This is a genomic window from Stutzerimonas azotifigens DSM 17556 (genome assembly GCF_000425625.1).
GTDB classification, from domain to species: Bacteria; Pseudomonadota; Gammaproteobacteria; order Pseudomonadales; family Pseudomonadaceae; genus Stutzerimonas; species Stutzerimonas azotifigens.
In genome coordinates this window covers 67,784-92,804 of sequence record NZ_AUDU01000039.1, presented here as the reverse complement: position 1 = coordinate 92,804, position 25,021 = coordinate 67,784, and the positions used below count along the sequence as shown (strand labels likewise).

21 protein-coding genes are annotated in these 25,021 nt (G+C 66.9%); 9 read left to right on the top strand and 12 right to left on the bottom strand.

All coding sequences use genetic code 11. The features are described 5' to 3' along the window. From H610_RS0103795 to H610_RS0103785, 3 genes are all read right to left on the bottom strand, one after another. Positions 1–1,131, bottom strand: a complete 1,131-nt coding sequence (locus H610_RS0103795) for an efflux RND transporter periplasmic adaptor subunit (protein ID WP_028238445.1) — start codon at positions 1,129–1,131, stop codon at positions 1–3. A 244-nt stretch (positions 1,132–1,375) separates the two neighbouring features. Further along, positions 1,376–1,951, bottom strand: a complete 576-nt coding sequence (locus H610_RS0103790; RefSeq protein WP_028238444.1) for a YceI family protein — start codon at positions 1,949–1,951, stop codon at positions 1,376–1,378. 27 nt (positions 1,952–1,978) lie between these two features. Next, positions 1,979–2,527, bottom strand: coding sequence for a cytochrome b (locus tag H610_RS0103785; RefSeq protein ID WP_028238443.1), 549 nt, complete (start codon positions 2,525–2,527; stop codon positions 1,979–1,981). Between the two features lie 173 nt (positions 2,528–2,700). Between H610_RS0103785 and H610_RS0103780 the strand changes: the two genes are divergently transcribed. Both H610_RS0103780 and H610_RS0103775 read left to right on the top strand, forming a co-directional pair. Continuing rightward, positions 2,701–4,107, top strand: a complete 1,407-nt coding sequence (locus H610_RS0103780) for an adenosylmethionine--8-amino-7-oxononanoate transaminase (RefSeq protein ID WP_028238442.1) — start codon at positions 2,701–2,703, stop codon at positions 4,105–4,107. Positions 4,108–4,167: 60 nt separating this feature from the next. Then, entirely contained in the window at positions 4,168–4,884 is a 717-nt protein-coding gene (locus tag H610_RS0103775; protein ID WP_028238441.1) for a 16S rRNA (uracil(1498)-N(3))-methyltransferase, read from the top strand. 17 nt (positions 4,885–4,901) lie between these two features. Here H610_RS0103775 and H610_RS0103770 read toward each other — a convergent pair whose 3' ends face one another. The 8 genes from H610_RS0103770 to pilG all read right to left on the bottom strand — a co-directional run bounded on the left by H610_RS0103770 (position 4,902) and on the right by pilG (position 18,191). After that, on the bottom strand, positions 4,902–5,372 hold the full coding sequence (locus H610_RS0103770; RefSeq protein ID WP_028238440.1) for a chemotaxis protein CheW: 471 nt from the start codon (positions 5,370–5,372) through the stop codon (positions 4,902–4,904). Further along, positions 5,369–6,421, bottom strand: coding sequence for a chemotaxis protein CheB (locus tag H610_RS23200; RefSeq protein WP_043237551.1), 1,053 nt, complete (start codon positions 6,419–6,421; stop codon positions 5,369–5,371). Before H610_RS23200 ends, H610_RS0103770 begins: the two co-directional genes overlap by 4 nt. Next, complete coding sequence (locus H610_RS0103760; RefSeq protein WP_028238439.1) at positions 6,414–13,703, bottom strand: Hpt domain-containing protein; 7,290 nt, start codon at positions 13,701–13,703, stop codon at positions 6,414–6,416. Before H610_RS0103760 ends, H610_RS23200 begins: the two co-directional genes overlap by 8 nt. 11 nt (positions 13,704–13,714) lie before the next feature. Beyond that, the gene (locus H610_RS0103755) at positions 13,715–14,575 is read right to left on the bottom strand and encodes a protein-glutamate O-methyltransferase (protein WP_028238438.1); all 861 of its coding nucleotides are present in this window, start codon (positions 14,573–14,575) and stop codon (positions 13,715–13,717) included. A gap of 59 nt (positions 14,576–14,634) precedes the next feature. Then, positions 14,635–16,725 carry a methyl-accepting chemotaxis protein gene (locus tag H610_RS0103750; RefSeq protein WP_043237528.1) on the bottom strand — a complete coding sequence of 697 codons (2,091 nt, stop codon included), beginning with the start codon at positions 16,723–16,725 and terminating at the stop codon, positions 14,635–14,637. Between the two features lie 70 nt (positions 16,726–16,795). Further along, positions 16,796–17,332, bottom strand: coding sequence for a chemotaxis protein CheW (locus tag H610_RS0103745; protein ID WP_028238436.1), 537 nt, complete (start codon positions 17,330–17,332; stop codon positions 16,796–16,798). 43 nt (positions 17,333–17,375) lie between these two features. Next, complete coding sequence (gene pilH / locus H610_RS0103740) at positions 17,376–17,741, bottom strand: twitching motility response regulator PilH (RefSeq protein WP_028238435.1); 366 nt, start codon at positions 17,739–17,741, stop codon at positions 17,376–17,378. A gap of 42 nt (positions 17,742–17,783) precedes the next feature. Further along, positions 17,784–18,191 (bottom strand): twitching motility response regulator PilG, encoded by a 408-nt coding sequence (gene pilG / locus H610_RS0103735; protein WP_028238434.1) that lies wholly within the window; start codon positions 18,189–18,191, stop codon positions 17,784–17,786. A 234-nt stretch (positions 18,192–18,425) separates the two neighbouring features. On the opposite strand from pilG, the gene gshB reads away from it, so the two are divergent. The 7 genes from gshB (at position 18,426) to H610_RS0103700 (ending at position 24,368) form a co-directional block, all read left to right on the top strand. Beyond that, a complete protein-coding gene (gene gshB / locus H610_RS0103730; protein ID WP_028238433.1) occupies positions 18,426–19,382 on the top strand; it encodes a glutathione synthase in 957 nt (318 codons plus the stop codon). 217 nt (positions 19,383–19,599) lie between these two features. Beyond that, positions 19,600–20,496: an energy transducer TonB gene (locus H610_RS0103725; protein ID WP_028238432.1), complete on the top strand. Its 897-nt coding sequence runs from the start codon at positions 19,600–19,602 to the stop codon at positions 20,494–20,496. 56 nt (positions 20,497–20,552) lie between these two features. Next, positions 20,553–21,122: a YqgE/AlgH family protein gene (locus H610_RS0103720; protein ID WP_028238431.1), complete on the top strand. Its 570-nt coding sequence runs from the start codon at positions 20,553–20,555 to the stop codon at positions 21,120–21,122. After that, on the top strand, positions 21,119–21,550 hold the full coding sequence (gene ruvX, locus H610_RS0103715; RefSeq protein ID WP_028238430.1) for a Holliday junction resolvase RuvX: 432 nt from the start codon (positions 21,119–21,121) through the stop codon (positions 21,548–21,550). The genes H610_RS0103720 and ruvX overlap by 4 nt, the downstream gene beginning before the upstream one ends. A 21-nt stretch (positions 21,551–21,571) precedes the next feature. Next, complete coding sequence (pyrR, locus tag H610_RS0103710) at positions 21,572–22,084, top strand: bifunctional pyr operon transcriptional regulator/uracil phosphoribosyltransferase PyrR (RefSeq protein ID WP_028238429.1); 513 nt, start codon at positions 21,572–21,574, stop codon at positions 22,082–22,084. Positions 22,085–22,092: 8 nt separating this feature from the next. After that, a complete protein-coding gene (locus H610_RS0103705; protein ID WP_028238428.1) occupies positions 22,093–23,097 on the top strand; it encodes an aspartate carbamoyltransferase catalytic subunit in 1,005 nt (334 codons plus the stop codon). Continuing rightward, a complete protein-coding gene (locus H610_RS0103700) occupies positions 23,097–24,368 on the top strand; it encodes a dihydroorotase (protein ID WP_028238427.1) in 1,272 nt (423 codons plus the stop codon). The genes H610_RS0103705 and H610_RS0103700 overlap by 1 nt, the downstream gene beginning before the upstream one ends. Before the next feature lie 166 nt (positions 24,369–24,534). On the opposite strand, the gene H610_RS0103695 is transcribed toward H610_RS0103700, so the two are convergent. Then, positions 24,535–24,942 (bottom strand): NINE protein, encoded by a 408-nt coding sequence (locus H610_RS0103695; RefSeq protein WP_028238426.1) that lies wholly within the window; start codon positions 24,940–24,942, stop codon positions 24,535–24,537. Between the last annotated feature and the right edge of the window lie 79 nt (positions 24,943–25,021).

Here is a 25,021-nt window from a genome sequence, read left to right as displayed (position 1 = left end):
TCAGCCCTCCTGGCCCGCGGCGGCAGGCGCCGCCACGTTGGTCGCCGGAGCGACTTCGACTTCCACGCCGGGCTGGATGAACTGCAGCCCCTCGGTGATCAGCCGGTCGCCGGCCTGAAGCCCTTCGGTGACGAGCCAGCGGTTACCGACCGCACGAGCGGTCTTCACCGGCCGCATCTCGACCTTGTTCTGCTCGTTGACCACCATGGCGATGGGTTCGCCCCTCGGATTGCGGGTGATGCCCTGCTGCGGCGCCAGGATCGCCTCGCTCCTCACGCCGGCAAGCAGATTGGCGCGCACGAACATGCCCGGCATCAGCAGGCGATCGGGGTTGGGGAACACGGCGCGCAGCACCACCGACCCGGTGCTCGGGTCGACCGACACCTCGGCGAATTCGAGCTTGCCTTCGGCGGTGTAGGTGGTGCCGTCCTCCAGGGTCAGGGTGACCTTGGCCGAATTGTCCCCGGCGCGTTCCAGGCGCCCCTCCTCCAGGTCGCGGCGCAGGGTGAGCAGGTCACGGGCCGGCTGGGTGATGTCGACGTAGATCGGGTCGAGCTGGCGGATGGTCGCCAGTTCCTGCGCCTGCCCGTTGCTGACCAGGGCGCCCTCGGTAACCGCGGAACGGCCGATGAGGCCGGAAATCGGCGCCAGCACCTTGGTGTAGCGCAGGTTGATGCGCGCGCGGTCCAGTTCCGCCTGGGCCTGCAGCGCGGCGGCGCGCGCCTCGTCGTAGGCCTGCTGGCTGACCGCCTGCTCCTTGACCAGCAGCGCATAGCGATCGGCCAGCGACTTGGCCGAGGCCAGCTGCGCCTCGGCGCTCTTGTAGGTCGCCTCGTAGACGGCCGGATCGATCTGGTACAGCTGCTGGCCCTGCTTGACCTCGGTACCTTCGGTGAACAGCCGCTTCTGGATGATGCCGTCGACCTGGGGCCGCACTTCCGCCACGCGGTAGGCGCTGGTACGCCCCGGCAGCTCTGTGGTCAGCGCAAAGGGTTCCGCCTCCAGGGTGACGACCCCCACTCTCGGCTTGGCCTGGGCCCCCGCCTGCGGGGGGGTCTGTTCTTCACACCCGCTCAGGACGGCAGCGGCAACGAAAGCGAGCAGGGCAGCGCGGGCTGGCTTGACTTGCATGGAGCGAACCTCTTGGGGGCGGGACAATGCCTGCGTCAGGCAGTTCCGGCGTGAGGGAGAAAAGAATCGCGTGAATATACTTACATTCAAACCTGTCTGTAAACCGCGAGAACATTGCGGAAATGTGGCGCAGACCGCGTCGCAGCCGCCTTGGCGCGGCTTTTCGGCAGCGCGGCAATCCGTTTCGCGCGACCAAAAGCAGAACGCCGGCTACTGCCGGCGTTCTGCTACAGCGATGGCGCACTTATTGCCGTACGCCCTCGACCGAGAGGATCAGCTCGATCGACTGCGAGGCCGGGCCGAGGTCCTTGTCGATGCCGAAGTCCTTGAGCTGCAGCGTGGTGCTGCCCTCGAAACCGGCACGGTAGCCGCCCCAGGGGTCCTGGCCCTCGCCGAGCAGGCGTGCCTTGATCACCACCGGCTTGGTCACGCCGTTGAGAGTCAGGTTGCCGGTGATGTCGGCGGTACCCTCGCCGGTCGACTTCACGGACGTCGACTCGAAGGTGGCGGTCGGGTGCTTGTCGACACTGAGAAAGTCGTCGCTGCGCAGGTGCTTGTCGCGCTCGGCGTGGTTGGTGTCCACGCTCTTGGTCTGGATGGTGACCGCGACCTTGCTCGCCTCCGGGTTCTGCTCATCGAAGCTGAAGGTGCCGCTGAAATCGCGGAAGGTCCCGTACAGCCAGCTGTAGCCCAGGTGGCTGATCTTGAAGTTGACGAAGGCATGCTGGCCCTTGGTGTCGATCACGTAGTCGGCAGCCATGGCCTGGGAGGCCAGCACGCTGGCGCCGAGGACGAGTGCGGCGAGTGTCTTCTTGAGCATCGGAATCTCCTTTGACGGTAGAGGATGTCACGAACGACCGAGCATGCGCAGCAGCGTCGTGTCACGGTCGATGAAATGGTGCTTGAGGGCCGCCAGGGCGTGGATCGCCGCGAAGACGACCAGTGCCCAGGCCAGGTATTCGTGGACCAGCCCGGCGACATCTTCCTGCCGCGGCAGGGAGGTCAGGGTCGCCGGTACCTCGAACAGGCCGAACACGCTCACCGGACGGCCGTCGGCGGTGGAAATCAGGTAGCCGGAAATCATCACGGCAAACAGCACGGCATAGAGGAATGCATGCCCCAGCCGCGTGGCCAGGCGGGTCATCCGGCCATGGGTGGGCAGGCCGTCCGGGGCGGGCGTGCTCAGCCGCCAGACCACCCGCAGCACCATCAGGCCCAGCAGCAGCATGCCGATGCCCTTGTGGATCGACGGCGCGGTCTGGTACCAGGGGCTGTAATAGTCCAGGCCGGTCATCCACAGCCCGAGACCGAACAATCCGAACACGGCGAAGGCGACCGCCCAATGCATGCAGAGAGTGACGACGCCATATCGTTCGGAAGTGTTACGCCATTGCATCGCTCGGTCCTTTACGGCGGAAAACGCGCCCAGCCTAACGACAAAAACAACGAAGAAAACGAAAAATTTAATCCTTTACCATCGACTGACAAGATAGATGGTGGCTGCCGGGTCCCTGCCGACAGCCCGCCTCTGTTAGGCTGCCGGCGCCATTCGATGTGAGGAGCCGGCCCATGAGCCTGAACCGGGAGTGGATGCAGCGGGATCTCGCGGTCCTGTGGCACCCCTGCACGCAAATGAAAGATCACGAGCAGCTGCCGCTGGTGCCGATCCGGCGCGGCGAAGGCGTCTGGCTCGAGGACTTCGACGGCAAGCGCTACCTGGACGCGGTGAGCTCCTGGTGGGTCAACGTGTTTGGACACGCCAATCCGCGAATCAACCAGCGCATCAAGGACCAGCTCGACCAGCTCGAGCACGTGATCCTTGCCGGCTTCACCCACCAGCCGGTGATCGAGCTTTCCGAGCGCCTGGTGGCGATGACCCCGGCGGGGCTCGACCACGTCTTCTACGCCGACAACGGCTCGTCGTGCATCGAGGTCGCGCTGAAGATGAGCTTCCACTACTGGCTGAACCGCGGTCAGCCGCAGAAGAAGCGCTTCGTCACCCTGACCAACAGCTACCACGGCGAGACGGTCGCCGCCATGTCCGTCGGCGACGTCGCGCTGTTCACCGAGACCTACCGCGCGTTGCTGCTCGACACGCTCAAGGTCCCCAGCCCTGACTGCTTCCTGCGCCCCGAAGGGACCAGCTGGGAGGCGCATTCGCGGGCGATGTTCGCGCACATGGAGCAGGCCCTCGCCGAGCATCACCGGGAAATCGCCGCGGTAATCGTCGAGCCCCTCATCCAGGGCGCCGGCGGGATGCGCATGTACCATCCGATCTACCTGAAACTGCTGCGCGAGGCCTGCGATCGCTACGGGGTGCACCTGATCCACGACGAAATCGCGGTGGGCTTCGGCCGCACCGGCACGCTGTTCGCCTGCGAGCAGGCCGGCATCCGCCCGGACTTCCTCTGCCTGTCCAAGGCGCTGACCGGCGGCTACCTGCCCCTGGCCGCCTGCCTGACTACCGAGGACGTCTACCAGGCCTTCTACGACGACTACTCGACGCTGCGCGCCTTCCTCCACTCGCACAGCTACACCGGCAACCCGCTGGCCTGCGCGGCGGCTCTCGCCACCCTCGACATTTTCGAGCAGGACCGGGTGATCGAGCGCAACCGAGCGCTGGCCGAACGCATGGCCAGTGCCACCGCCCACCTCGCCGACCACCCCCAGGTCGGCGAGGTCCGCCAGACCGGCATGGCGCTGGCCATCGAGATGGTCGCCGACAAGGCCAGCAAGGCGGCCTATCCGTGGCAGGAGCGCCGGGGCCTGAAGGTCTACCAGCATGCGCTGACCCGCGGCGCCCTGCTGCGGCCGCTGGGCAGCGTGGTGTATTTCCTGCCGCCCTACGTGATCACCCCCGAGCAGATCGACTTTCTCGCCGAGGTGGCCACCGAGGGCATCGATCTGGCGACCCGCGAGGCGATCAGCATCAGCGTGCCGGGCGGCCTGCACCCCAACCACCGCGACCCGGGCTGACCTGCCCGGGCGACGCGCGAGCGGGTAGACTGCGCGGGTCATCACCAGCCCCCTTCAGCCATGCGCCTCTCCCGCTTCCACCTCGACATGCCGCTGTCGCTCGGCGAACACCGGCTTCCCGATGCCCAGGCCCACTACGTCGCCCGCGTGCTGCGACTGGCTACCGGCGACCCGGTTCAGCTCTTCGATGGCAGCGGCCAGGAATACCTCGGCACGCTGATCGAAGTGGACCGCAAGCAGGTCCGGGTGCAACTGGACAGGGTGCACGCCGGTCTGCCGGAATCGCCCCTGGCCATCCACCTCGGCCAGGGTCTGTCGCGTGGCGAGCGCATGGACTGGGCGGTGCAGAAGGCCACCGAACTGGGCGTGAGCGAAATCACCCCGCTGCTCAGCGAGCGCTGCGAAGTGCGCCTGAACGAGGAGCGCGCCGACAAGCGCCTGGCGCACTGGCGACAGGTCGCCATCAGCGCCTGCGAACAGTGCGGTCGCTCGGTGCTGCCGAAAATCCATGCGCCGGTCGCGCTGGAGGACTGGCTTGGCGTCCAGGCGGACCTCAAGCTCGTATTGCACCCGGTCGCCGCGCCCCTGGCCGAGCATCCACGTCCCCGTTCGCTGGCCTTCCTGATCGGCCCGGAGGGTGGCCTGAGCGAGCCGGAGGTGGCGCGGGCGCAGGCCGCCGGCTTCGCGCCGGCGCGCCTGGGCCCGCGCGTGCTGCGCACCGAGACGGCACCGGTGGTGGCCCTGAGCGTCGCCCAGCAGCTCTGGGGCGACTTCTAGCAAACCGTCGTTGCGCCTCAGATCAGGCCCGCGTCGGCGAGCTTCTGCTCCAGGGCCACCAGGTCCGGGATCTTCGCGACCCCATCGACGAGCGTGATCGCATCGAGCTCCAGCGGGGCGAGCTCGGCCCGGGCCCGGCCGAGCTCGCTGTCCACCCGCGTCGAACGTGGAATGCCCTGCACCAGCAGGGCGATGAACTTGACGTGCGGGCGCCCGCCAAGGGCATTGAGGATGGCGACCCGGGCATTCGGCCCGACCTGTGTCCGCCCTCCGGACGCTATCTCGAAGGACAACAGCGGCAGGTTCAGGTCCCGCCAGGGTACCTGCCCCAGGAACCAGTCGGGCATGTTCTCGGACGCTCGCGGCGGCCGATAGGGAATCAGTTCCGCCACCGCCACGTTGGGCAGCGCCAGGGTGCGATCGGACAACGGCAGCAACAGTGCGGTGAGCTGCGAAGGCGTCTGGTTGGCGACCACAGCTTGACTCATACGGCATCCTCCACCGGCGGACCGGCCAGTTCGGCGGCACTGGCCGCCAGGTGATCGACCAGCGCCTGGGCCAGTTCTCTCGGATCGCCACTGCGCAGGCTGTAGCCGCCCTCGCGCAGGGCATCGGGCATGCTCGAGCAGACGCAGCTGTCGGCACGCTGGGTCCAGATGCTGCCGCCCTGGCGGCGTACGTAGGCGGCCGCGGCGCTACCGTCGCTACCCATGCCGCTGAAGGCGATGACGCCACAGCGTGCGCCGAACTGCTGGGCCAGGTTGAGCATCATCTGGTCGATCGAGGGACTGTAGGGTTCCGGCCAGCCGCGACCGGTCAGGCGCATCGCGCCCTGCTCGTCGAAGCCCAGCTCCTGGGCGATGGGGGCGATCACCACCTCGCCACAGCGCACCGGCTGGCCGTCGCGGGCGCCGAGCACCTGCCACTGGCTGTGCCGGCCGACCGCCTGCGGCAGCGTCGCCTCGAAGCTTTCTTCGATGTGCTGGGCATAGACGAAGCCCACCGGCAGCCCGCCGGGCAGCGCATCGAGAAAGGCCTTGACCGCTTCCGGACCGCCCATCGACGCGGCCAGCAGCCAGACCTGCCGGGCCGGGGTCACCGGCATCGAGGAAAAGCCCGCCAGGCTTTGCGGCAGCGTCAGCCGCGCCGGATTGCGCGCCTCGGCCAGGAGCGCCTCCAGGGTCGGGCCAACCGCCCGGCTGGGGTCGCCCACCAGTCGCTTCAGTTTGCCGAACAGGCGCCGCTCCCAGCGTGGATAGTGTTCGGAACTGCGCTCCGGCGCGTGCCCCTCGCCGAACAGCACCGGACTGCTGGCCTTTTCCAGCAGGCTGTCGACCAGCGGCGAATCCTCCGACTGCGCCAGATCCACCAGCCAGAGGTCGGCTTCGCACTGGGCCAGATCGTCCGCCTCGAGGCGCGCCGGATCGGTATTGAGAATGACCCGATAGCCGTTGGCGGTCAGCGCTTTCTGCAGCACATGGCGCTGCAGCGAGGTGTCGGCGATCACGGCGATGCGTGCGGACATCAGATCAGTCATCGGCACGCACCAGCCGCTGGATGGTTTCGAGCAGCAACGATTCCTGGTACGGCTTGCCGAGGTATTCGTTGACGCCGATGCTCATCGCCCGGTCGCGGTGCTTGTCGCCGGTCCGCGAGGTGATCATCACGATCGGCAGGTCCGCCAGGCGCTCGTCGTGACGGACCAGCGAAGCGACCTCGAAACCGTCCATGCGCGGCATCTCGATGTCCAGCAGCATGATGTCGGGGTGGTGATCCTGCAGCTGCGTGATGGCGTCCACGCCATCCTTGGCCGTCAGCACGTTCATCCCGTTGCGTTCCAGCAGGCGGCTGGTGACCTTGCGCACGGTGACCGAGTCGTCCACCACCATGACCAGGACAGGCCGCTCGACGTCCTTTTCCGGCACTTCGTTGACCAGCGCCAGCGGCCGACGCGCTGGCGGCAGCTGCTGCATGTGGCGGGCACGAATGGTCGCGAGCAGATCGAGAATGACCACCACCCGGCCGTCGCCGAGGATGGTGGCCCCGGAGATGCCGTGCACACCGGCGAATTGCGCGCCGAGGCTCTTCACCACGATTTCACGCGAGCCGGCCAGGCTGTCCACCTGCACGGCGACCGCGTGCTCGCTGGAACGCACCAGGATCACCGGCAAAGGCAGGCTGTGACCGCCGAGCTTGGGCTGCTGGCCGTTGTCCAGCAGCTCGCCCAGGTAGCGGAGCTCGTAGGCTTCCCCGGCGTACTCGAAGCGGGGCGCGCCGGGCTGGTAGTAGCTTTCCAGCTCGTAGGGCGACACCCGCACGATACCTTCGATGGTGTTCAGCGGAATGGCGTACAGGTCTTCACCCGAGTGCACCATCAGGGCGCGGTTGACCGATACGGTGAACGGCAGGCGGATGAGGAAGCGGGTGCCCTCGCCGAGCGTCGACTCGATGCTCATCGAGCCGCCCAGCTGCTTGACCTCGGAGTGCACCACGTCCATCCCCACCCCGCGCCCGGAAATCTGCGTCACGCGCTCAGCGGTGGAGAAGCCCGCCTCGAGGATGAACTGCAGGACCTCCTGGTCCGGCAACTCGCTGTCGGCGCTCATCAGCCCGCGCTCGATGGCCTTGCGCCGCACGGCCTCGAGGTTGATGCCGCCGCCGTCGTCGGCGAGCGTCAGGACGATGTCGCCGCCTTCGCGGCCGAGGTCCAGGCGAATGGTGCCCTGCGCCGGCTTGCCGCTGGCCTGGCGCCGCTCGACCGATTCGATGCCATGGTCGACGGCGTTGCGCAGCATGTGCTCCAGGGGGGCGACGATGCGCTCGAGCACGGTGCGGTCCATTTCGCCCTCGGCGTTGCCGACGACGAACTCCACCTGCTTGCCGAGCTCGCCGGCCACCTGGCGGACGATACGGCGCAGGCGTGGCACCAGGCGATCGAAGGGCACCATGCGCGTGCGCATCAGGCCTTCCTGCAATTCGGTGTTCACCCGCGCCTGCTGCAGCAGCAGGGTTTCGGCGTCGCGGTTGCGTGCGGCCAGGGTTTCCTTCAGATCCAGCAGGTCGGAAGCGGACTCGAACAGCGCTCGCGACAGTTGCTGCAGCTGCGAATGGCGGTCCATTTCCAGCGGGTCGAAGTCCTCGTAACCGGCCCGCTCGGCTTCGGCCTGATAGCGGCTGAGAATCTGTGCCTGCGTTTCGGTATCGAGACGACGCAGCTGATCGCGGACACGCTCGATCGTCGCCTCCATCTCGCTCAGGGTGAAGCCGACGTCGCTGACCTGCTGCTCGACGCGCCCCCGGAAGATCGAGGTTTCACCGGCGAGGTTGACGAGGCCTTCGAGCAGATCGGCCGGGACCTTGACCAGCTCCTGCGGTGCCCGCCGGGCCGCCGCGTCAAGCGCAGCCTCCTGGGCGCGGCGCACGAACGGCAAGACCTTCGCCGGCGCATTGTTCGCGACCGGCTGGGCGCTGGCCGCGACGATCGGCGTGCTCGGCTGCACCGGCCGCACGTCGTTGGCGACAGGCACCGGCGCAGGCTCGGCAGGTTCGGGAGCAGGCGCCGACAGGCTGTCACCCTGCAGGCGGGCACGCAGGTCCTCGACGGCCTGCAGCATGGTGTCGTAGCGCCCTTGGGCATCGTCCAGCCGGCCGGCCGGAACGGCTTCGCCCTGCGGGACCTCGCCGAGCAACTGCTCGAGATCGTGCGCCATGTCGCCCAGTGCGGTCTGTCCGGCAAGCCGGGCACCGCCCTTGAGGGTATGCAGGATACGCAGCATGTCGGCCAGCGCCGCCCGGTCCTCGCCGGAGCCGCTCAACCGGTTGAGAGCGCCGTCCAGCTCTTCAAGCAGGTCGGTCGCCTCCTCCACGAAGATGTCGAGAATTTCCGACTCGACGTCATCCTGCCGCGGTTCGGCATGGCTTTTCAGCGAAACGGAGGCCGGCTGCTCCAGTTGCTGCGCAGGATTGACGCGAAACTGCCGGATCATGTCGATCAGGGCGCTGCCATCGGGCAGCGGACGACGGGCCTGCAGCGCCTCGAGCATGTCGGCGAGCCGGTCGTGGCAGGTCTGCAACAACGAGAAGAGTTGCGGGCCCGGGCGCAAGCGACCACCGCAGAGGCCTTCGTAGAGGCTCTCGAGTTCATGGGCAAGGTCGCCGATCGGCGCGATCTCGGCCATCCGCGCGCCACCCTTGAGCGTATGCAGGTCACGCTGCAGTGCCTCGACCTCGATGCTGTTGCCGACGTCGTCCATCCAGCGCTGCAGGGCCGCCCCCGCACTCTCGATGATATCCAGCCCTTCCTCGAGGAAGATTTCCACCAGCTCTGGGTCGCGATCGCCCCAGGAGTCCGGCCCGTCTTCGGCCTCGGCCTCGGCCGCCATGACCTGCGCCGCTTCGTCCGGCTTGGCGATCTCAGGCACGGGCTCGGGTTCGGCCGGCAACCAGGCCTCAGGCTGCGGTTGCTCGCCTGCGACGACCTCGACGGATTCCGCCTCGGTTCCGAGAGCGGATTCCGGCTCGATCAGCCAGTTTTGGTTGGCCAGTTCGACGGACTCCGCAGCCTTCTCATCCGTGGATTCGGTTTCGACAGGCGTCCGGTCGGATGTCGGCATCGAGTCGAACGAAGCAGCCGGGGGCTCCTCGAGCTCGGCGTCGGGCGCCTGTAACTCGCTCAGGTCGGCAGTCGCGGCCGAACGTCCCGTACGAAAGGCCACGATCGCGGCGATGAGCGCGCCGGCCGGCGCCATCGGCTGCCCGTGCTGCAACTGCTCGAGCTGGACAGCCAGATGGTCGTGGCTGCGCTGCAGCAGCGCGCCGAGTTCCACCGAACCGCTGTAACGGCGATCCACCAGCCCTTCGTAGAGCGATTCGAGTTCGTGCGCGAGATCTCCGATGGGGCGGATCTCGGCCATGCGCGCGCCGCCCTTGAGGGTGTGCAGGTCACGCTGCAATCCGGACAGCGCGAGTTGGTCCTGCGGGTCGTTCAGCCAACGCTCCAGCGCCTGGCCGGCGCTGTCGAGAAGATCGACCGCCTCGTCGAGGAAGATCTCGACCATCTCGCCGTCGAGGCCTTCGCAATCGAACGGCGGCTCTTCGGGGGCGACCGAGGGCCCTGTCGCCGATGCCGGTGCATCGCGCACTTCGGCGATCGGCGGAACCGGTACCGGTACCGGAGCGGCAGCCGGCTCCAACGGAGCACCGGGCGCGTCGATCGACGCCTCCGGCGCCTGGAAGGTCGCGCCCTCGCCGCGCGTCAGGTCGGCCAGCAATGCCTCGAGTCGGCGCACGGTCTCCGGCGACTCGCTGACCTGCAGGCCGGCGGCGACCTGGTCCATCATCGCCACCAGCGCCTCGTGTCCCTGCTCGACTTCTTCGAAAAACCGCTGGCTGACGGTCAGGTGGCCGTCCTGGGCGACGGTGTACAGACTCAGAAGCGCCTGACACAGCGCGTCGATCTGCGGCAGATTGGCCATCTGCGCACCGAGCCCGAGCGTGGTCAGTTCCTCGAGCAGCGCGGTCAGCTCCTGGCGCTCGGCGGGATGCTCGCGCCAGCTATGCAGCAGGTCTTCGGCATCCAGCAGAATGTTCATGCCCTCGGACAGGAACAGCGAAATCATTCGCGGGTCGCGCCCCTCGCCCCGCTCGCCGGCGCTACGGTCACCCAGCTCGCGCAGCTTGCCCTGATGCAGCGCCTGCACGTCGGCGAGGAACGCCTCGCTTCCGTCGATGCCTTTCAGCGGCGCGTTGTCGAGATTCTCCAGGCCTTCCCGGAACAGCTGCTCGGCGCGGTGCAGCAGCTGGGCGCAGGGAAGATCGATCTCGACGTGATGCGTCTTGAATTCCTTGAGCATCTTCTCCAGCGGCATGGCGATCTCGGCCATGGGAAGGATGCCCGCCATGTGCGCACTGCCCTTGAGCGTGTGCAGCGCGCGCTGCAGCGCGTCGGTGACCGGCTGGGGAAGGCGCTGGGCGCAATCGGCCAGGAAGCCCACCAGCGTGTCCAGATGATGCTCGGCTTCGTTGCGGAAGATCTCCAGCAGCTGCGGATCGAGCGATTCGATCGTCTCCACGGCCGAACCGGAGGCAACCGGCTCGTCAGCCACGGGGCTTTCACCGACCGGCCCTACCGCGGGCGCGGCCACTTCGGACGCGGCCGCCGGCAGCTGGCCCTTGGCATACAGGTGCGCGGTGGCGGCAAGACGATCCACGTCGTCGCGCTGGCGCTGGGCCTTGGCGGCGTACTCGTCGACCAGCTCCGGCATCAGGTCGACGACCGCCTGCACCACCTGCTGCACCGGGGCGCTCGCTTCGATGCTGCGATCGAGCACGCGGTTGAGCAGGTTCTCGATCGACCAGGCGAGTTCGCCGATGATCAGCGCGCGGACCATGCGGCCGCTGCCCTTGAGCGTATGGAAGGCACGACGGACCTCGGTCAGCGCCTCCTTGTCCTGTGAGTCGCCAACCCAGCGCGGCAGGAATTCATGGATGGTCTCGAGCACTTCACCGGCTTCTTCGATGAAGACCTCGGCCAATTCCTCGTCCACCGGCTCCTCGTCGGCGGGAGGTGGAAGCAGGCTCTCCGGCACATCGAGCGCGGGCGGGTTGATCGCCCGGACGGGGGCCGCCATGACCTCGGCGAGACCCTGGACCGCCGCCGCTTCGGCGCCTGTATCGGCCGTTTCCTGCATGGACGGCAGCTCGACTTCGGGCAGCTCAAGCTCGATCATTTCCGCTTCGCTGAGCGGTTCCAGGGCGAGCGGCTCCGCGGCATCCTCGCCGACATCGTACGCACCGTCCTCTTCAGCAGGCAGGTCCTCAACCGCCAGCTCGAACTCGACGCTCTGCGATGCTGCCAGCTCCTCGACCAGCGACCATTCCCGGATGTCGGGGCCGACGTCGGCCACCGGTGTTTCCGGCTCCGATTCGCTCGGGATGAGTGACAGGTAATCGATCGGTTCGTCGGGCTCCAGCGCGTCCGACTCCCGGAAGCCCCAGTCATCGCGCCCGGCGTGCGCCTGGTCTTCTTCCCGAACCTGTGCTACCGGCGAGGGTTCGAGCGCCTCGAGGCTCGTCGGCAGATCGGCGGCGTCCGCCAGCGGCAGGTCGGGCAGCGCTGCCGCCTCGGCCTGGGGCCTGATCGGGTAGCCGAGCGTGTCGAGACTCTCCTCGGCGACGTCGAGGATCAGATCGCCCTGACTGGCGTGATCCTCGCCGAGCCGCTCGAGGTAGTACTCCACGCTGGTGATGGCGTCGGCCAGGGTGTCGAGGCTCTGCCAGTCCGGTACCGCCTTGCGCGCCAGCAGCTGCTCCTGGATATAGCGGTTGCAGGCATCCAGCAGGCCCGCCGAGCGTTCCAGGGGGATCATTTCCAGACCGCCCCGGGCCTGGGTCAGCAGTTCGGGCACGCGCGCCAGGTGGTCGTGATTCCACTGCGAGGCGATGAATTCGATGATCGCATCCTTCGCCTGTTCCAGCGCCGTGCGCGCTTCCTTGATGACCAGACGATGGATCTGCGCCACGTCGGTGGTCGGCAGATGCGCCTCCTCCGTGGTGCGCTCTTCCTGCCCGCCCCCGGCCATGCCGGCAAGGGTCGCCTCGACGTAGAGCAGTGCGCCGGCGACGTCCATCAGCACCGCGTCGGTCGGCTCGCCCTGGCCGGCGAGCAATCCCTGGACCACCGCCAACTGGTCGAGCACGATCCGGCGGGGCTGGCCGAAGCCGAGCATCGCCAGCGTATCGGCGATCTGCTTCAGCGGCGCGACCAGGGCGTTGAGCTCGTTCAGCCCTTTGCGATCGCTGCGCACGAACAGGTCGAGGCTGTCCTTGACCCGCACCAGCTCCTCGCAGAGCGCCATGACCACCGAACGCATGGCGCTGCGGTCCGGCCCGGCAAGCTGGGCCCGTTCCTCGTCGACCAGGCGCTCGTCCGGCAGGGCGTCGTCCAGCCGATAGCGTTGCTTGAGCGCAGTGATACGCGGTGTCTGCGCGGGTGCCTTGGCGACGTAGAACAAGAGGTTCTTGGTCAGCTCGTCGGTGGCCGGCTGGTTGAAGCCCTCGGCGCCCTGCTCGACCAGGCGCTTGAGCTCGCGATCGACCTGTCGCAGCAGCGTGCGAACGGACGAGCCGTTGACGATGGCGCCGCTCGCCATGCCCTCGATCAAGCCGGACGCGATCTGCCACAGGGCACCGAGGGGCGCATCGCGGGAGAGGGTTTCCAGGCGCCCGAACACCCGGGCCATGTAGCCCAGATTGGTCGGCAGATCCTGGTTGCGGATGACGCCGACCAGTGCGACCTGGAGCATCTGCCGCAGCTTGCGCAACAGGGTCGGCAGTTCGTTCGTCCGCAGCAGCGCCAGCGACGCATCGTTCAGCGCCGGCTGGCGATCGGTCAGGTCGGGCGCGAACAGGCTGGTCTCCGACAGCAGCTTCTCGCCGCGAGCGGCACGCAGGTCGTTCAGCAGCGGCAGCACGACCATCGGCAGATCGCGCCGGGCGCCCTGGATGCGCTCGAGGTAGGTCGGCAGCTGCAGGATCGCCTGCATCAGCACTTCGAGCGCTTCGTTGCGGTTGGCCACGCGCTCGTCGAGCAGCGCTCGCGCGAGCTGCTCCATCTCTTCGGCAAGCAGGGCGGCACCGTAGAACTCCACCATCTGCAGCGTGCCGTGGACCTGATGGATATAGGTCAGGCAGAAGCGCACCCGCGTGGAGTCCTCGGGATTCTCGACGTAGGCTTCCAGCGCCTGCCGCGCCTGACGAAGCGTTTCGGCAATCTCGCCTTTCACCCACTCCAGGGCGACATAGTCATGCCGATCACCCATAGCGACTCCGCTCATACACTCTTCCGCATGAAGGCCAGAACCTCGTCGTTGGCAACCGGAACCAGATCCGGATGCCGCCAACCCGAAACTTCTCCTACCCCGACCACGAGCAAGCCCCCTGGTGCGAGCCGCTCCGCCAACCGATTGAGAATGTCGCGGCGGCGCCAACGGCGGAAGTAGATCAGCAGGTTCTGGCAGAAAATGACGTCCATACCCGAAATCGGTGCGCCGGCCAGTTCCAACACATTCAGCCGGGCGAAACAGACACGCTCGGCGATTTCCGGGGCGATCCGATAATGACCGTCCGGCTGACGGAGCAGATGGCGCTCCCGCAGCTCGGCCGGCAGCTGGACCAACCGGTGCTCGGCGAACACGCCGGCACGTGCGCGGCTCAATGCGCTGAGGCTGATATCGGTGGCGGTGACGCCGTAACCGGCCTCGTCCATGCCTGCATGGCTCAACGCCTGGCTGGCACAGATCGCCATCGAATACGCCTCTTCCCCGGTCGAGCAACCCACGCTCCACAGCGAGACCGGCCGCCGCGCCCGACAGGCTTCCACCAGATGATCATGCAGGCACTGGAACGACGGGAGGTGCCGAAAGAAGCGCGTTTCCTGGACGGTCAGACGATCCATCAGCGCCGACCATTCCACCGCCCCTCGCACCCCGGAGGTCACCTGGCGGTAGTAGCTGCCATAGTCCTCGACGCCGACTTCGCGCATCCGGGCAGTCAGGCTCGCCTGCAGAAGCACTCTGCGTCGCTCGGAGAACACGAGCCCGGTGCGCTCCTCGACGAGCGTCTGCCAGTCGTGGAACTCCGCCGGCGTCAAATCGGCCAAGGGCTTCAGTGCCCAGGCGCCAACTGCCTGCATGGCCAGCCCCTCACTCATGATTTACGGCGACTGCCGGAACAGCCGCCGCGCTCCTCGTCTCAGGCCTGTTCCTGCTTTTCCGGCAGGGTGAAGCCCGACACCGATCGACGCATCTCGCTCGCCATCTTGGCGAGGTTACCGATGCTCTTGGCGGTCGCCGTGGTACCGGCGGAGGTCTGCGAAGTGATCTCCTGGATCACGTTCATGGTGTTGGAAATATGACCGGCGGACGAAGCCTGCTGACGCGCCGCGTTGGAAATGTTCTGGATCAGCGCGGCGAGGGTCTTGGATACCTTCTCGATCTCTTCCAGCGCGACACCGGCATCCTGCGCCAGGCGGGCACCACGCACCACTTCGGTGGTGGTCTGTTCCATCGAGATGACCGCCTCGTTGGTGTCGGTCTGAATCGTCTTGACCAGTGCCTCGATCTGCTTGGTCGCCGCGGACGAACGCTCTGCAAGGCGCTGGACTTCGTCGGCAACCACCGCGAAGCCTCGACCCGCGTCGCCGGCCATGGACGCCTGGATGGCGGCGTTCAATGCGAGGATGTTGGTCTGGTCGGCGATGTCGTTGATCAGGCCCACGATGTCACCGATCTCCTGCGAGGACTCGCCGAGGCGCTTGATTCGCTTGGAGGTGTCCTGGATCTGCTCGCGGATGTTGTCCATGCCGGTGATGGTGTTGTGCACCACCTCGTTGCCCTTGTTGGCGATGGCTACCGAGCGCTCGGCTACCGCGGAGGATTCGGAGGCGTTCGCCGATACCTGGTCAATGGACACGGCCATCTCGTTGATCGCCGCGGAGGCACCGGCGATTTCCTGCGCCTGGTGCTCCGACGCTTCGGCCAGATGCATCGCCGTGGCCTGGGTTTCCTGGGCGGCGCCCGCCACCTGCACGGCGGTCTGGTTGATCGTATCGACCAGGTCGCGCAGTTGGTCGATGGAGTAGTTGATCGAGTCGGCGATCGCACCGGTGAAGTCTTCGGTCACGGTGGCGGCCACGGTGAGGTCACCATCGGCGAGGTCGGCGATCTCGTCGAGCAGCCGGAGAATCGCTGCCTGGTTGCGCTCGTTCTTCTCGGCGGTCTCGCTGAGGCGGCTGCGCGTGTCGCGCACCATCACCAGACCGATGAGGATGATCGAGGCGAGGGCCATGGCGCCAAGCAGGTAGCCGGCAATGGTATTGATGTAACGGCCTTCGGCACGGTCGGCCAAACCCACCGCCAGCTCGGAGGTATTGTCCAGCAGGCTCTGGGATACGTCGAAGATGGTGTTCGCCGATTCACGCACCTGGAACAGTTCGGGCGAGGTCTCCAGGATCTCGTCCACCGCGCCGGCCACGAACTCGAACAGTTCGGCGATTTCGGCGAGACGATCGAGCGCCTCCGGATCGGTCACCGCCATGATGCCCATGGCCTGGTTGCCCTCGCGCATGGCGCTCAGCACGCGACCGAACAGGCTCGCGTCGCGACCGAACATGTCGGCGGCCTGAACCGAGTCCTGGTCACCGGCCAGCACCTTGTTCACCGAGCCGAGGATACGTTCGGCGAGCAGCGACTGGCGCTGGGCGACCGATACCTGGGAAGCCGGCGCACCACTCTCGAGGAGGATGTCGACCACCTCTTCGTACTCGACCTGTAGCTGCGGCACGGTCTCGGCGAGGGTCTGCGCCACCTCGTGCAGGGACAGGACGGTCTGCTCGCTGCCGGTGATGGCGTCGGTGTTCTTGCGCAGCGTCTCCCAGTCCAGCTGAACCGCGGCAAGCGTCCGGGCGACGTCCCAGTCCTGCCGGCCGAAGGAGAGCTTCGCCTGCAGCGAGTCGCTCGCCGCCGGCAGGCCGATGCTCGGATCGCCGTTGACCAGATAACCCCAGCGCTCTTCGAAGTCGTTGCGAGCCTCCCTCAGCGAGGCGAACGCCAGCGGTGTGCCGGCGGCCGCTTCCACGGCGTTCTTCGCGATACGCTGCGACAGCACCCGAAGCTCGCCGGCGTGGCTGATGTACTCGTTGTCGTAGTTGGACTGGGTGTTCACGAACGCGAAGTTCGCGAACAGCAGCACCATCGAAGCGACAAGCACCACAAAGAGACCGGCGATCAGCTTGTTGCTGCGGAACCCGGTCATCAGCGCTTTGAAGTTTACAGTTCTAGTCATTATGCGGCCCCCGCCTGGACCATCCCTTCAGCTACCACAATCCAAACAGGCCGGCGTACCGGCCCACGAGTCAACAAGCCACGTCCAGGAACTCTCGAGCCCCGGCCAGCGCATGCGGGCTGAAAACCAGCCACGGCCGTTCGCGCAGGAATACGCCATGGATGAAAGGAGCAATCGCCGCCTCCATGGGGGGCGGCGTTTCCGAATAGGATTCGATGGGGAAATGCTGCATTCCGAACACTTCATCCACCGTCAGGCCGGCAAAGACGTCCTGATGTTCCATCACCAGAATCCGTCGCTGCTTGCGCAGCGCGGACAGCTCGAAACCGAAGTAGCCGCACAGGTCCATGATCGGCAACAGGCGGCCACGCACGTTGGCGACGCCCTTGACCCAGGTTTTCACGCCTGGGAGCAGGGTGTAGCGCGGTTCGTGCAGGACTTCGGCCACTTCCCCCATGGGCGCCACGAAATAGCGCTCGCCCATACGAAAACCGATGCCGCCCCATGTCTGTATCGCCTCCTGCTGTGACGGCAGGCCGGCGGCGAGGGCTCGGCATCGGTTGTCTATTTCCAGCAGACGCTGGAAAGGCGTTGGTTGGTCCGACATGCTGCCTGCCGCTCCTTCGTGCGCTTAGGCTGTATTCCCCGGCTCAGCCAGCCAACACGGCATTGAGCGTTTGCAGCAATGTCGCTTCATCCACCGGCTTGGTCAGGTAGTCCTTGGCCCCCTGACGCTTGCCCCAGACTTTATCGGTTTCCTGATCCTTGGTGGTCACGATGATCACCGGAATGTGACTGGTTTCCGCATCTTTGGTCAGTTGGCGGGTGGCCTGGAAACCATTGAGCCCCGGCATGACGATGTCCATCAGGACCGCATCGGGTTTCTCCTGACGGGCGATCGCCACCCCGTCAGCGCCGTTTTCCGCCTTGAGCACCTGATGACCATGCTTTTCCAGCATGGCGGTCAGCTTGTACATCTCGGTCGGGGAATCATCAACAATCAGAACGCGAGCCATGTTTTCTCCCTAGCTAGGCATCACCGCAACGGAAATCCGGATTCAGGAAGCTTGTTCGACTGGTGCGAAATCCGGCACATGCGCCTTGATCGCTCCCAGCAGCTCCTCTTTGCTGAACGGTTTTGTCAGATATTGGTCGGAACCGACGATGCGCCCCTTGGCCTTGTCGAACAGGCCATCCTTTGAGGAAAGCATGATCACAGGCGTCGACTTGAAGGCGCTGTTGTTCTTGATCAGGGCGCAGGTCTGGTAGCCGTCGAGCCGCGGCATCATGATATCGACGAAGATGATGTTGGGATGGGTATCGGCGATCTTGGCGAGCGCGTCGAAGCCGTCCACAGCCGTGATGACTTCGCATCCAACCTTCTTAAGTAGCGTTTCCGCGGTCCGACGAATCGTTTTCGAGTCGTCGATCACCATGACCTTCAAGCCCTCGGAGTGCTGTTCCATTTCGCCCTACCATCGCCTCGGTGAGTCGTAGTTTATCGTTATGCCAGTGCGCCAGAGGCCCTGCCACCGATGGGCTGCACCCAATCGCCGGGCCTTTTTAGCACACTCTTCTCAAAACAGGCTATCGAGCCTAGACCCCGGAGGATTCGCTTGACCCGACCTCCGTCGACGGCCAATCTGCCCGGATGTTTCTAGCCCGGCAGCCAGGCTGCCTTTTCCGTCGGAGATTACCTCATGAGCGTTCGCGTCGGGATCATCATGGACCCTATCGCGCAGATCACCTTCAAGAAGGACAGCTCGCTGGCCATGCTGCTCGCGGCCCAGGCTCGCAACTGGTCGCTGATGTACATGGAACAACGTGACCTTTACCAGCTCGGCGGACAGGCTCGCGCCCGCATGCGCCCACTGCAGGTGTTCAATGACCCGGCGCACTGGTTCGAGCTGGGGGAAGAAACCGATGCGGCACTCGCCGACCTCGACGTCATCCTCATGCGCAAGGATCCGCCGTTCAACAGCGAATACGTCTATGCCACCTATCTCCTGGAGCTGGCCGAGCACGCCGGCACGCTGGTGGTGAACCGCCCGCAGAGCCTGCGCGACTGCAACGAGAAGTTCTTCGCCACCCAGTTTCCCGAGTGCATGCCGCCTACGCTGGTCAGCCGCCGTGCCGACATTCTGCGCGAGTTCGCCAGTGCGCAGCGTGACATCATTCTCAAACCCCTGGACGAAATGGGCGGCGCGTCCATCTTCCGCCATCGCGAAGGCGACCCGAACCTCTCGGTGATCCTCGAGACCCTGACCGCGCATGGCACCCGGCAGATCATGGCGCAGCGCTACGTCCCGGCCATCAAGGACGGCGACAAGCGCATCCTCATGATCGATGGCGAGCCGGTTCCCTACTGCCTGGCCCGCATACCGGCGGTCGGCGAGACGCGCGGCAACCTGGCCGCCGGCGGGCGCGGGGTGGCCCAGCCGCTCTCAGCGCGCGACCGGGAAATCGCGGCGATGATCGGCCCGGAACTGCGGCGGCGCGGCCTGCTGTTCGTCGGACTGGACGTGATCGGCGACTACCTCACCGAAATCAACATCACCAGCCCGACCTGCATTCGCGAGATCGACAACGCCTTCGACACCCGCATCGGCGAACGCCTGATGGATGCCATCGCCGAGAAGCTCGCCCGGCGCGGCTGAGGCGCAGGCCGCGCCGGCCGTCGGGGCGCGCCCCTGCGCCTGGCCGCCGGCGTCGTTCCAGGCCGCCCTGGCCGGCGAACAACCGGTTTCCCGACGGGCGCCACCGGGGCCGGCCCTGGCCGCCGGCCGTCCGCACAGCCCCAAGGTGCCGCCTGGTTCATAGACTTTTACCGCCACCCTCGGCAGACTTCGCGCCAATTCGATCGGCCCGGAATCAATGAACGCAGCCACCCGCCCTCCCCTGCCCGAGCCCACCGGCGTCCGCCCGGCGGACAGGCTCGGCTTCACCCTGTTCCTCGCCGCGGCGCTGCATGCGGCGGTGATCCTGGGGGTGGGTTTCAGCCTGTCCGAGCCCAAGCAGGCGGCCAAGTCCCTGGAAATCACGCTCTCCACCTTCAAGAGCGAAGAGAAGCCCAAGGAGGCGGACTTCCTCGCCCAGGACAACCAGCAGGGCAGCGGCACGCTCGAGCACAAGGCCTCGCCGAAGACCACCGAGCAGGCGCCGTTCCAGGACACCGAGGTACGCAAGGTCACCCCGGCCTCCGCGCCGCCGCGCGACACCCGCAGGGAAACGCCGAAGGCCACGGTCGCCACCCGCTCCCCCCAACCGGAAAAGGCGCCGACCCGCCAGCCGCAGACCAAGCCTCAACCGACCCCGCAGCCGGCGCCGGAGTTCGACAGTTCGCAGCTGAGTTCGGAAATCGCCAGCCTGGAAGCGGAGCTGGCGCAGGAGGTGGAGCGCTACGCCAAGCGCCCGCGCGTCAGCCGGCAGAACAGCGCCGCGACCATGCGCGACATCAGCGCCTGGTACCGTGACGAATGGCGCAAGAAGGTCGAGCGGGTCGGCAACCTGAACTACCCCGACGAGGCGCGGCGCCGGCAGATCCACGGCAGCCTGCGGATGCTGGTGACCATCAACCGCGACGGCACCGTGCACGAGCTGCAGGTGCTCGAGTCGTCCGGCCAGCCAGTGCTCGACGAGGCTGCCATGCGCATCGTCCGCCTGGCCGCGCCCTTCGCCCCCTTCACCGGCGAGCTGGCCAAGAGTTTCGACCAGGTCGAGATCATCCGCACCTGGCGTTTCGAACGCGGCGACCGCCTCTCCAGCCGCTGAGCGTCGGCGGCCGGTGCGGCTTCCAGCACGGGAGCCCAGGGCTTAAGCTAGCCGACATGAAAAACACCGCTCCCAGCTACCTCAAGCACCACTTCCTGCTCGCCATGCCGCACATGGCCGATGCCAATTTCGCGCAGGCGCTCATCTATCTGGTCGAGCACAACGCCGAGGGCGCCATGGGGCTGGTGGTCAACCGCCCGAGCGGGCTCAGCCTGGCCGACGTGCTCGAGCAGCTGCGCCCCGACGCGCCGGTGTCGGCGCTGTGCCAGAGCATCCCGATCTTCTCCGGCGGCCCGGTGCAGACCGACCGCGGCTTCGTCCTGCACCCGGCCGGCCAGGCCTTCCAGGCCACCCTGTCGCTCGGTCCGCTGGGACTCTCCACCTCGCAGGACGCGCTGTTCGCCATCGCCGACAGCCAGGGACCGGCGCGGCATTTCATCGCGCTCGGATACGCCGGCTGGGAGGCCGGGCAGATCGAGGCGGAACTCGCCGACAATGCCTGGCTGACCTGCCCCGCCGATCCGGTGATCCTTTTCGACCTGCCCTATGACCAGCGCCTCAAGGCCGCCGCCAGCCGCCTGGGCGTCGACCTCAGCCTGCTCAGCACCCAGGCCGGCCACGCATGAGCGAACTGCGCCTGGTCCTGGGCTTCGATTACGGCACGCGGCAGATCGGCGTCGCGGTGGGGCAGGCGATCACCGGCCAGGCCCGCGAACTCTGCGTGCTGAAGGCGCAGAACGGCGTGCCCGACTGGGGGCAGGTCGAGGCCCTGTTCCGCGAATGGCAGCCGGACGCGGTGGTGGTCGGCCTGCCGCTGAACATGGACGGCACGTCCAGCGAGATGAGCGAGCGTGCGGAGAAATTCGCCCGGCGCCTGCAAGGGCGCTTCAACGTGCCGACGCACACCCACGACGAACGCCTCACCACCTTCGAAGCCAAGGGCCAGCGCCTGCGCGGCGAAGGGCAGCGCGGCGACTACCGGCAGCGTCCGGTCGACGCGCTGGCCGCCGCCCTGCTGCTGGAAGGCTGGCTGGCCGAGCAGGCGCTGGCCTGAGAGAACGACACAGGAGCTTTCATGAACCTACCCGATCCCGAGCGGCTGCTGACGGAAATGGCCGCCGCGCTCGATGCGCATCTCGCGGCGCGCGGCATCGCCGAACCCCGCTTCATCGGCATCCGCACCGGAGGCGTCTGGGTCGCCCAGGCGCTGCTCGAGGCGCGTGGCCGCGAGGAAGCGCTGGGCGTGCTCGACGTCTCCTTCTACCGCGACGACTTCACCCGCAAGGGCCTGCATCCGCAGGTGCAACCCTCCGAACTGCCCTTCGAGGTCGAGGGCCAGCACCTGGTGCTGGTGGACGACGTGCTGATGACCGGCCGCACCATCCGCGCCGCGCTCAACGAGCTGTTCGACTACGGCAGGCCGGCGAGCGTGACCCTGGTCGCCCTGCTCGACCTCAACGCCCGGGAACTGCCGATCCGCCCGGACGTGGTCGGCGCGACGCTGCCGCTGGCGCCCGAGCAGCGGGTAAAATTGCTCGGCCCCCGCCCCCTCGCCCTGGAACTGCAGACCTTCGTCTCTGCCCACTGAGAACCGCGATGACGCCCACCTACGCCAAGCGCCCGCTTCAGCTGAACGACCTCGGCCAGCTGCGCCACTTCCTGTCCCTCGACGGCCTGTCGAAGGAATTGCTGACCGAGATCCTGGATACCGCCGACTCCTTCCTCGAAGTCGGCAACCGCTCGGTGAAGAAGGTCCCGCTGCTACGCGGCAAGACCGTCTGCAACGTGTTCTTCGAGAACTCGACGCGCACCCGCACCACCTTCGAGCTGGCGGCCAAGCGCCTGTCGGCGGACGTCATCACCCTCAACGTGTCGACCTCCTCGACCAGCAAGGGCGAGACGCTCACCGACACCCTGCGCAATCTGGAGGCGATGGCGGCCGACATGTTCGTGGTGCGCCATGCCGATTCCGGCGCCGCGCATTTCATCGCCGAACACGTCAGCCCCGACGTCGCGGTCATCAACGGCGGCGACGGCCGCCATGCGCACCCGACCCAGGGCATGCTCGACATGCTGACGATCCGCCGCCACAAGGGCGACTTCGAGCCGCTGTCGGTCGCCATCGTCGGCGACATCCTGCACTCGCGGGTGGCCCGCTCGAACATGCTCGCCCTGCGCACGCTGGGCTGCCGGGACGTGCGGGTGATCGGCCCGAAGACGCTGCTGCCGGTGGGCCTGGAACAGTACGGCGTGCGCGTGTTCACCGACATGGCCGAGGGCCTGGAGGACGTCGACGTGGTGATCATGCTGCGCCTGCAGCGCGAACGCATGCAGGGCGGCCTGCTGCCCAGCGAAGGCGAGTTCTACCGCCTGTACGGCCTGACCACCCAGCGCCTGGCCCTGGCCAGGCCGGATGCCATCGTAATGCACCCGGGCCCGATCAACCGCGGCGTGGAGATCGAGTCGGCGGTGGCCGACGGCGCGCAGTCGGTGATTCTCAACCAGGTCACCTACGGCATCGCCATCCGCATGGCGGTGCTGTCGATGGCCATGAGCGGGCAGACCGCACAACGACAATTGCTTGCCGAGGAGCAGAAGTGATGCAGACCGAGATCCTCGGTGCCCGCCTGATCGACCCCGCCAGCGGACGGGACGAAACCACCGACCTGTTCCTTGCCGACGGTCGCGTGCAGGCGATCGGTCAGCGCCCGGACGGCTTCGCCGCCGCCCGATCCATCGACGCGAGGGGCCTGGTGGCCGCTCCCGGGCTGGTCGACCTCAGCGTGGCGCTGCGCGAGCCCGGCTACAGCCGCAAGGGGAGCATCGCCAGCGAGACCCGCGCCGCCGCCGCCGGGGGCGTGACCAGCCTGTGCTGCCCGCCGCAGACACGGCCGATACTGGATACGCCGGCGGTCGCCGAACTGGTCCTCGACCTGGCGCAGGCCAGCGGCCACGCCCGGGTCTTCCCCGTCGGCGCCCTGACCCGCGGTCTCGAGGGCGAGCAACTGGCCGAGCTGGTGGCTCTGCGGGACGCCGGCTGCGTGGCCTTCGGCAACGGCTTGGCGGATTTCCCCAGCAACCGTACGCTGCGCCGGGCGTTGGAATACGCCGCCACCTTCGACCTTACCGTGGTGTTCCACTCGCAGGATGCCGAACTGGCCGCCGGGGGATTGGCCCACGAAGGTGCGGTGGCGAGCTTTCTCGGCCTGGCCGGGATTCCCGAGACCGCCGAGACCATCGCCCTGGCGCGCAACCTGCTGCTGGTCGAGCAGTCCGGCGTGCGCGCGCATTTCAGCCAGCTCACCAGCGCTCGCGGCGCCCGTATGATCGCCGAGGCGCAGGCCCGTGGTCTGCGCGTCACCGCGGATGTGGCGATGTACCAGCTGATCCTCACCGACGAGGCGCTGCACGGCTTCTCCAGCCTCTATCACGTACAGCCGCCGCTGCGCACCGCGGCCGACCGCGACGGCCTGCGCGAAGCGGTGCGCGATGGCGTGATCTCGGCGATCGCCAGTCATCATCAGCCGCACGAGCTGGACGCCAAGCAGGCGCCGTTCGGCGAGACCGAGCCAGGCATCAGCAGCGTCGAAGTGCTGCTGCCGCTGGCGCTGACGCTGGTTGAGGACGGGCTGCTCGACCTGCCGACCCTGCTCGCGCGCCTCAGCAGCGGACCCGCCGCGGCATTGTCGCTGCCCGCTGGCCGACTGGCGGTCGGCGGGCCGGCAGACCTGGTGCTGTTCGATCCGAGCCGCTCGACCGTGGTCGGCGAACACTGGCACTCGAAGGGCCGCAACTGCCCGTTCCTCGGCCACTGCCTGCCGGGGCAGGTGCGTTATACCCTGGTCGATGGGCGGATCATCCATGAGGCTTGAGGCTTGAGGCTTGAGGCTTGAGGCTTGAGGCTTGAGGCTTGAGGCAGGGTCTATGGAGACTTGAACCCTAGCAAGCCCGGTCGAGTGCCTGATAAGGGCAATGGCGGGTTGCACCCGCCCTACGTGCAGAGGCCGGCGCCCGAGCTCACCCGGGCGCCGGGCGCACTCAGCGCGAGAAGCTCAGGCGCCGGTTGTTGCGCTCGGAAACCTGGCTGTTCAGCGTCCAGAAGTCGTAGAGCACGCCAATGAAGAACAGCCCGCCGGTGCACAGATAGATCAACCCGGTGATCCACTTGCCCTGGTACATCCGGTGCACGCCGAACACGCCGAGGAAGGTCAGCAGGATCCAGGCGACGTTGTAGTCGACCGGCCCGGCGGTGAAGCGGAAATCCGCTTGGCGATCCATCGAGGGGATCAGGAACAGGTCGATGATCCAGCCGACGAACAGCAGGCCGAGGGTGAAGAACCAGATCGTCCCGGTGATCGGCTTGCCGTAGTAGAAACGGTGCGAACCGAGAAAACCGAAGATCCAGAGCAGGTAGCCAATGACCTTGCTGTGGGTGTCCTGGTACATGAGCGCTCCTTGAAGAAGGTTGGGCCGTCCGGCGATGGACGGTGACACATAGACTTGCCGCCTCCACGAAGAATCCGAA

What these genes read in the sequence shown, in the direction of transcription:
- H610_RS0103745 (WP_028238436.1), bottom strand. Translation starts at nt 17,332, where the DNA reads ATGTCGGACCAACCAACGCCTTTCCAGCGTCTGCTGGAAATAGACAAC.
- H610_RS0103695 (WP_028238426.1), bottom strand. Translation starts at nt 24,942, where the DNA reads ATGTACCAGGACACCCACAGCAAGGTCATTGGCTACCTGCTCTGGATC.
- H610_RS0103790 (WP_028238444.1), bottom strand. Translation starts at nt 1,951, where the DNA reads ATGCTCAAGAAGACACTCGCCGCACTCGTCCTCGGCGCCAGCGTGCTG.
- H610_RS0103725 (WP_028238432.1), top strand. Translation starts at nt 19,600, where the DNA reads ATGAACGCAGCCACCCGCCCTCCCCTGCCCGAGCCCACCGGCGTCCGC.
- H610_RS0103785 (WP_028238443.1), bottom strand. Translation starts at nt 2,527, where the DNA reads ATGCAATGGCGTAACACTTCCGAACGATATGGCGTCGTCACTCTCTGC.
- pilH (WP_028238435.1), bottom strand. Translation starts at nt 17,741, where the DNA reads ATGGCTCGCGTTCTGATTGTTGATGATTCCCCGACCGAGATGTACAAG.
- H610_RS0103770 (WP_028238440.1), bottom strand. Translation starts at nt 5,372, where the DNA reads ATGAGTCAAGCTGTGGTCGCCAACCAGACGCCTTCGCAGCTCACCGCA.
- H610_RS0103720 (WP_028238431.1), top strand. Translation starts at nt 20,553, where the DNA reads ATGAAAAACACCGCTCCCAGCTACCTCAAGCACCACTTCCTGCTCGCC.
- pilG (WP_028238434.1), bottom strand. Translation starts at nt 18,191, where the DNA reads ATGGAACAGCACTCCGAGGGCTTGAAGGTCATGGTGATCGACGACTCG.
- H610_RS0103795 (WP_028238445.1), bottom strand. Translation starts at nt 1,131, where the DNA reads ATGCAAGTCAAGCCAGCCCGCGCTGCCCTGCTCGCTTTCGTTGCCGCT.
- H610_RS0103780 (WP_028238442.1), top strand. Translation starts at nt 2,701, where the DNA reads ATGAGCCTGAACCGGGAGTGGATGCAGCGGGATCTCGCGGTCCTGTGG.
- H610_RS0103750 (WP_043237528.1), bottom strand. Translation starts at nt 16,725, where the DNA reads ATGACTAGAACTGTAAACTTCAAAGCGCTGATGACCGGGTTCCGCAGC.
- H610_RS0103755 (WP_028238438.1), bottom strand. Translation starts at nt 14,575, where the DNA reads ATGCAGGCAGTTGGCGCCTGGGCACTGAAGCCCTTGGCCGATTTGACG.
- gshB (WP_028238433.1), top strand. Translation starts at nt 18,426, where the DNA reads ATGAGCGTTCGCGTCGGGATCATCATGGACCCTATCGCGCAGATCACC.
- pyrR (WP_028238429.1), top strand. Translation starts at nt 21,572, where the DNA reads ATGAACCTACCCGATCCCGAGCGGCTGCTGACGGAAATGGCCGCCGCG.
- H610_RS0103705 (WP_028238428.1), top strand. Translation starts at nt 22,093, where the DNA reads ATGACGCCCACCTACGCCAAGCGCCCGCTTCAGCTGAACGACCTCGGC.
- ruvX (WP_028238430.1), top strand. Translation starts at nt 21,119, where the DNA reads ATGAGCGAACTGCGCCTGGTCCTGGGCTTCGATTACGGCACGCGGCAG.
- H610_RS0103760 (WP_028238439.1), bottom strand. Translation starts at nt 13,703, where the DNA reads ATGGGTGATCGGCATGACTATGTCGCCCTGGAGTGGGTGAAAGGCGAG.
- H610_RS0103700 (WP_028238427.1), top strand. Translation starts at nt 23,097, where the DNA reads ATGCAGACCGAGATCCTCGGTGCCCGCCTGATCGACCCCGCCAGCGGA.
- H610_RS23200 (WP_043237551.1), bottom strand. Translation starts at nt 6,421, where the DNA reads ATGACTGATCTGATGTCCGCACGCATCGCCGTGATCGCCGACACCTCG.
- H610_RS0103775 (WP_028238441.1), top strand. Translation starts at nt 4,168, where the DNA reads ATGCGCCTCTCCCGCTTCCACCTCGACATGCCGCTGTCGCTCGGCGAA.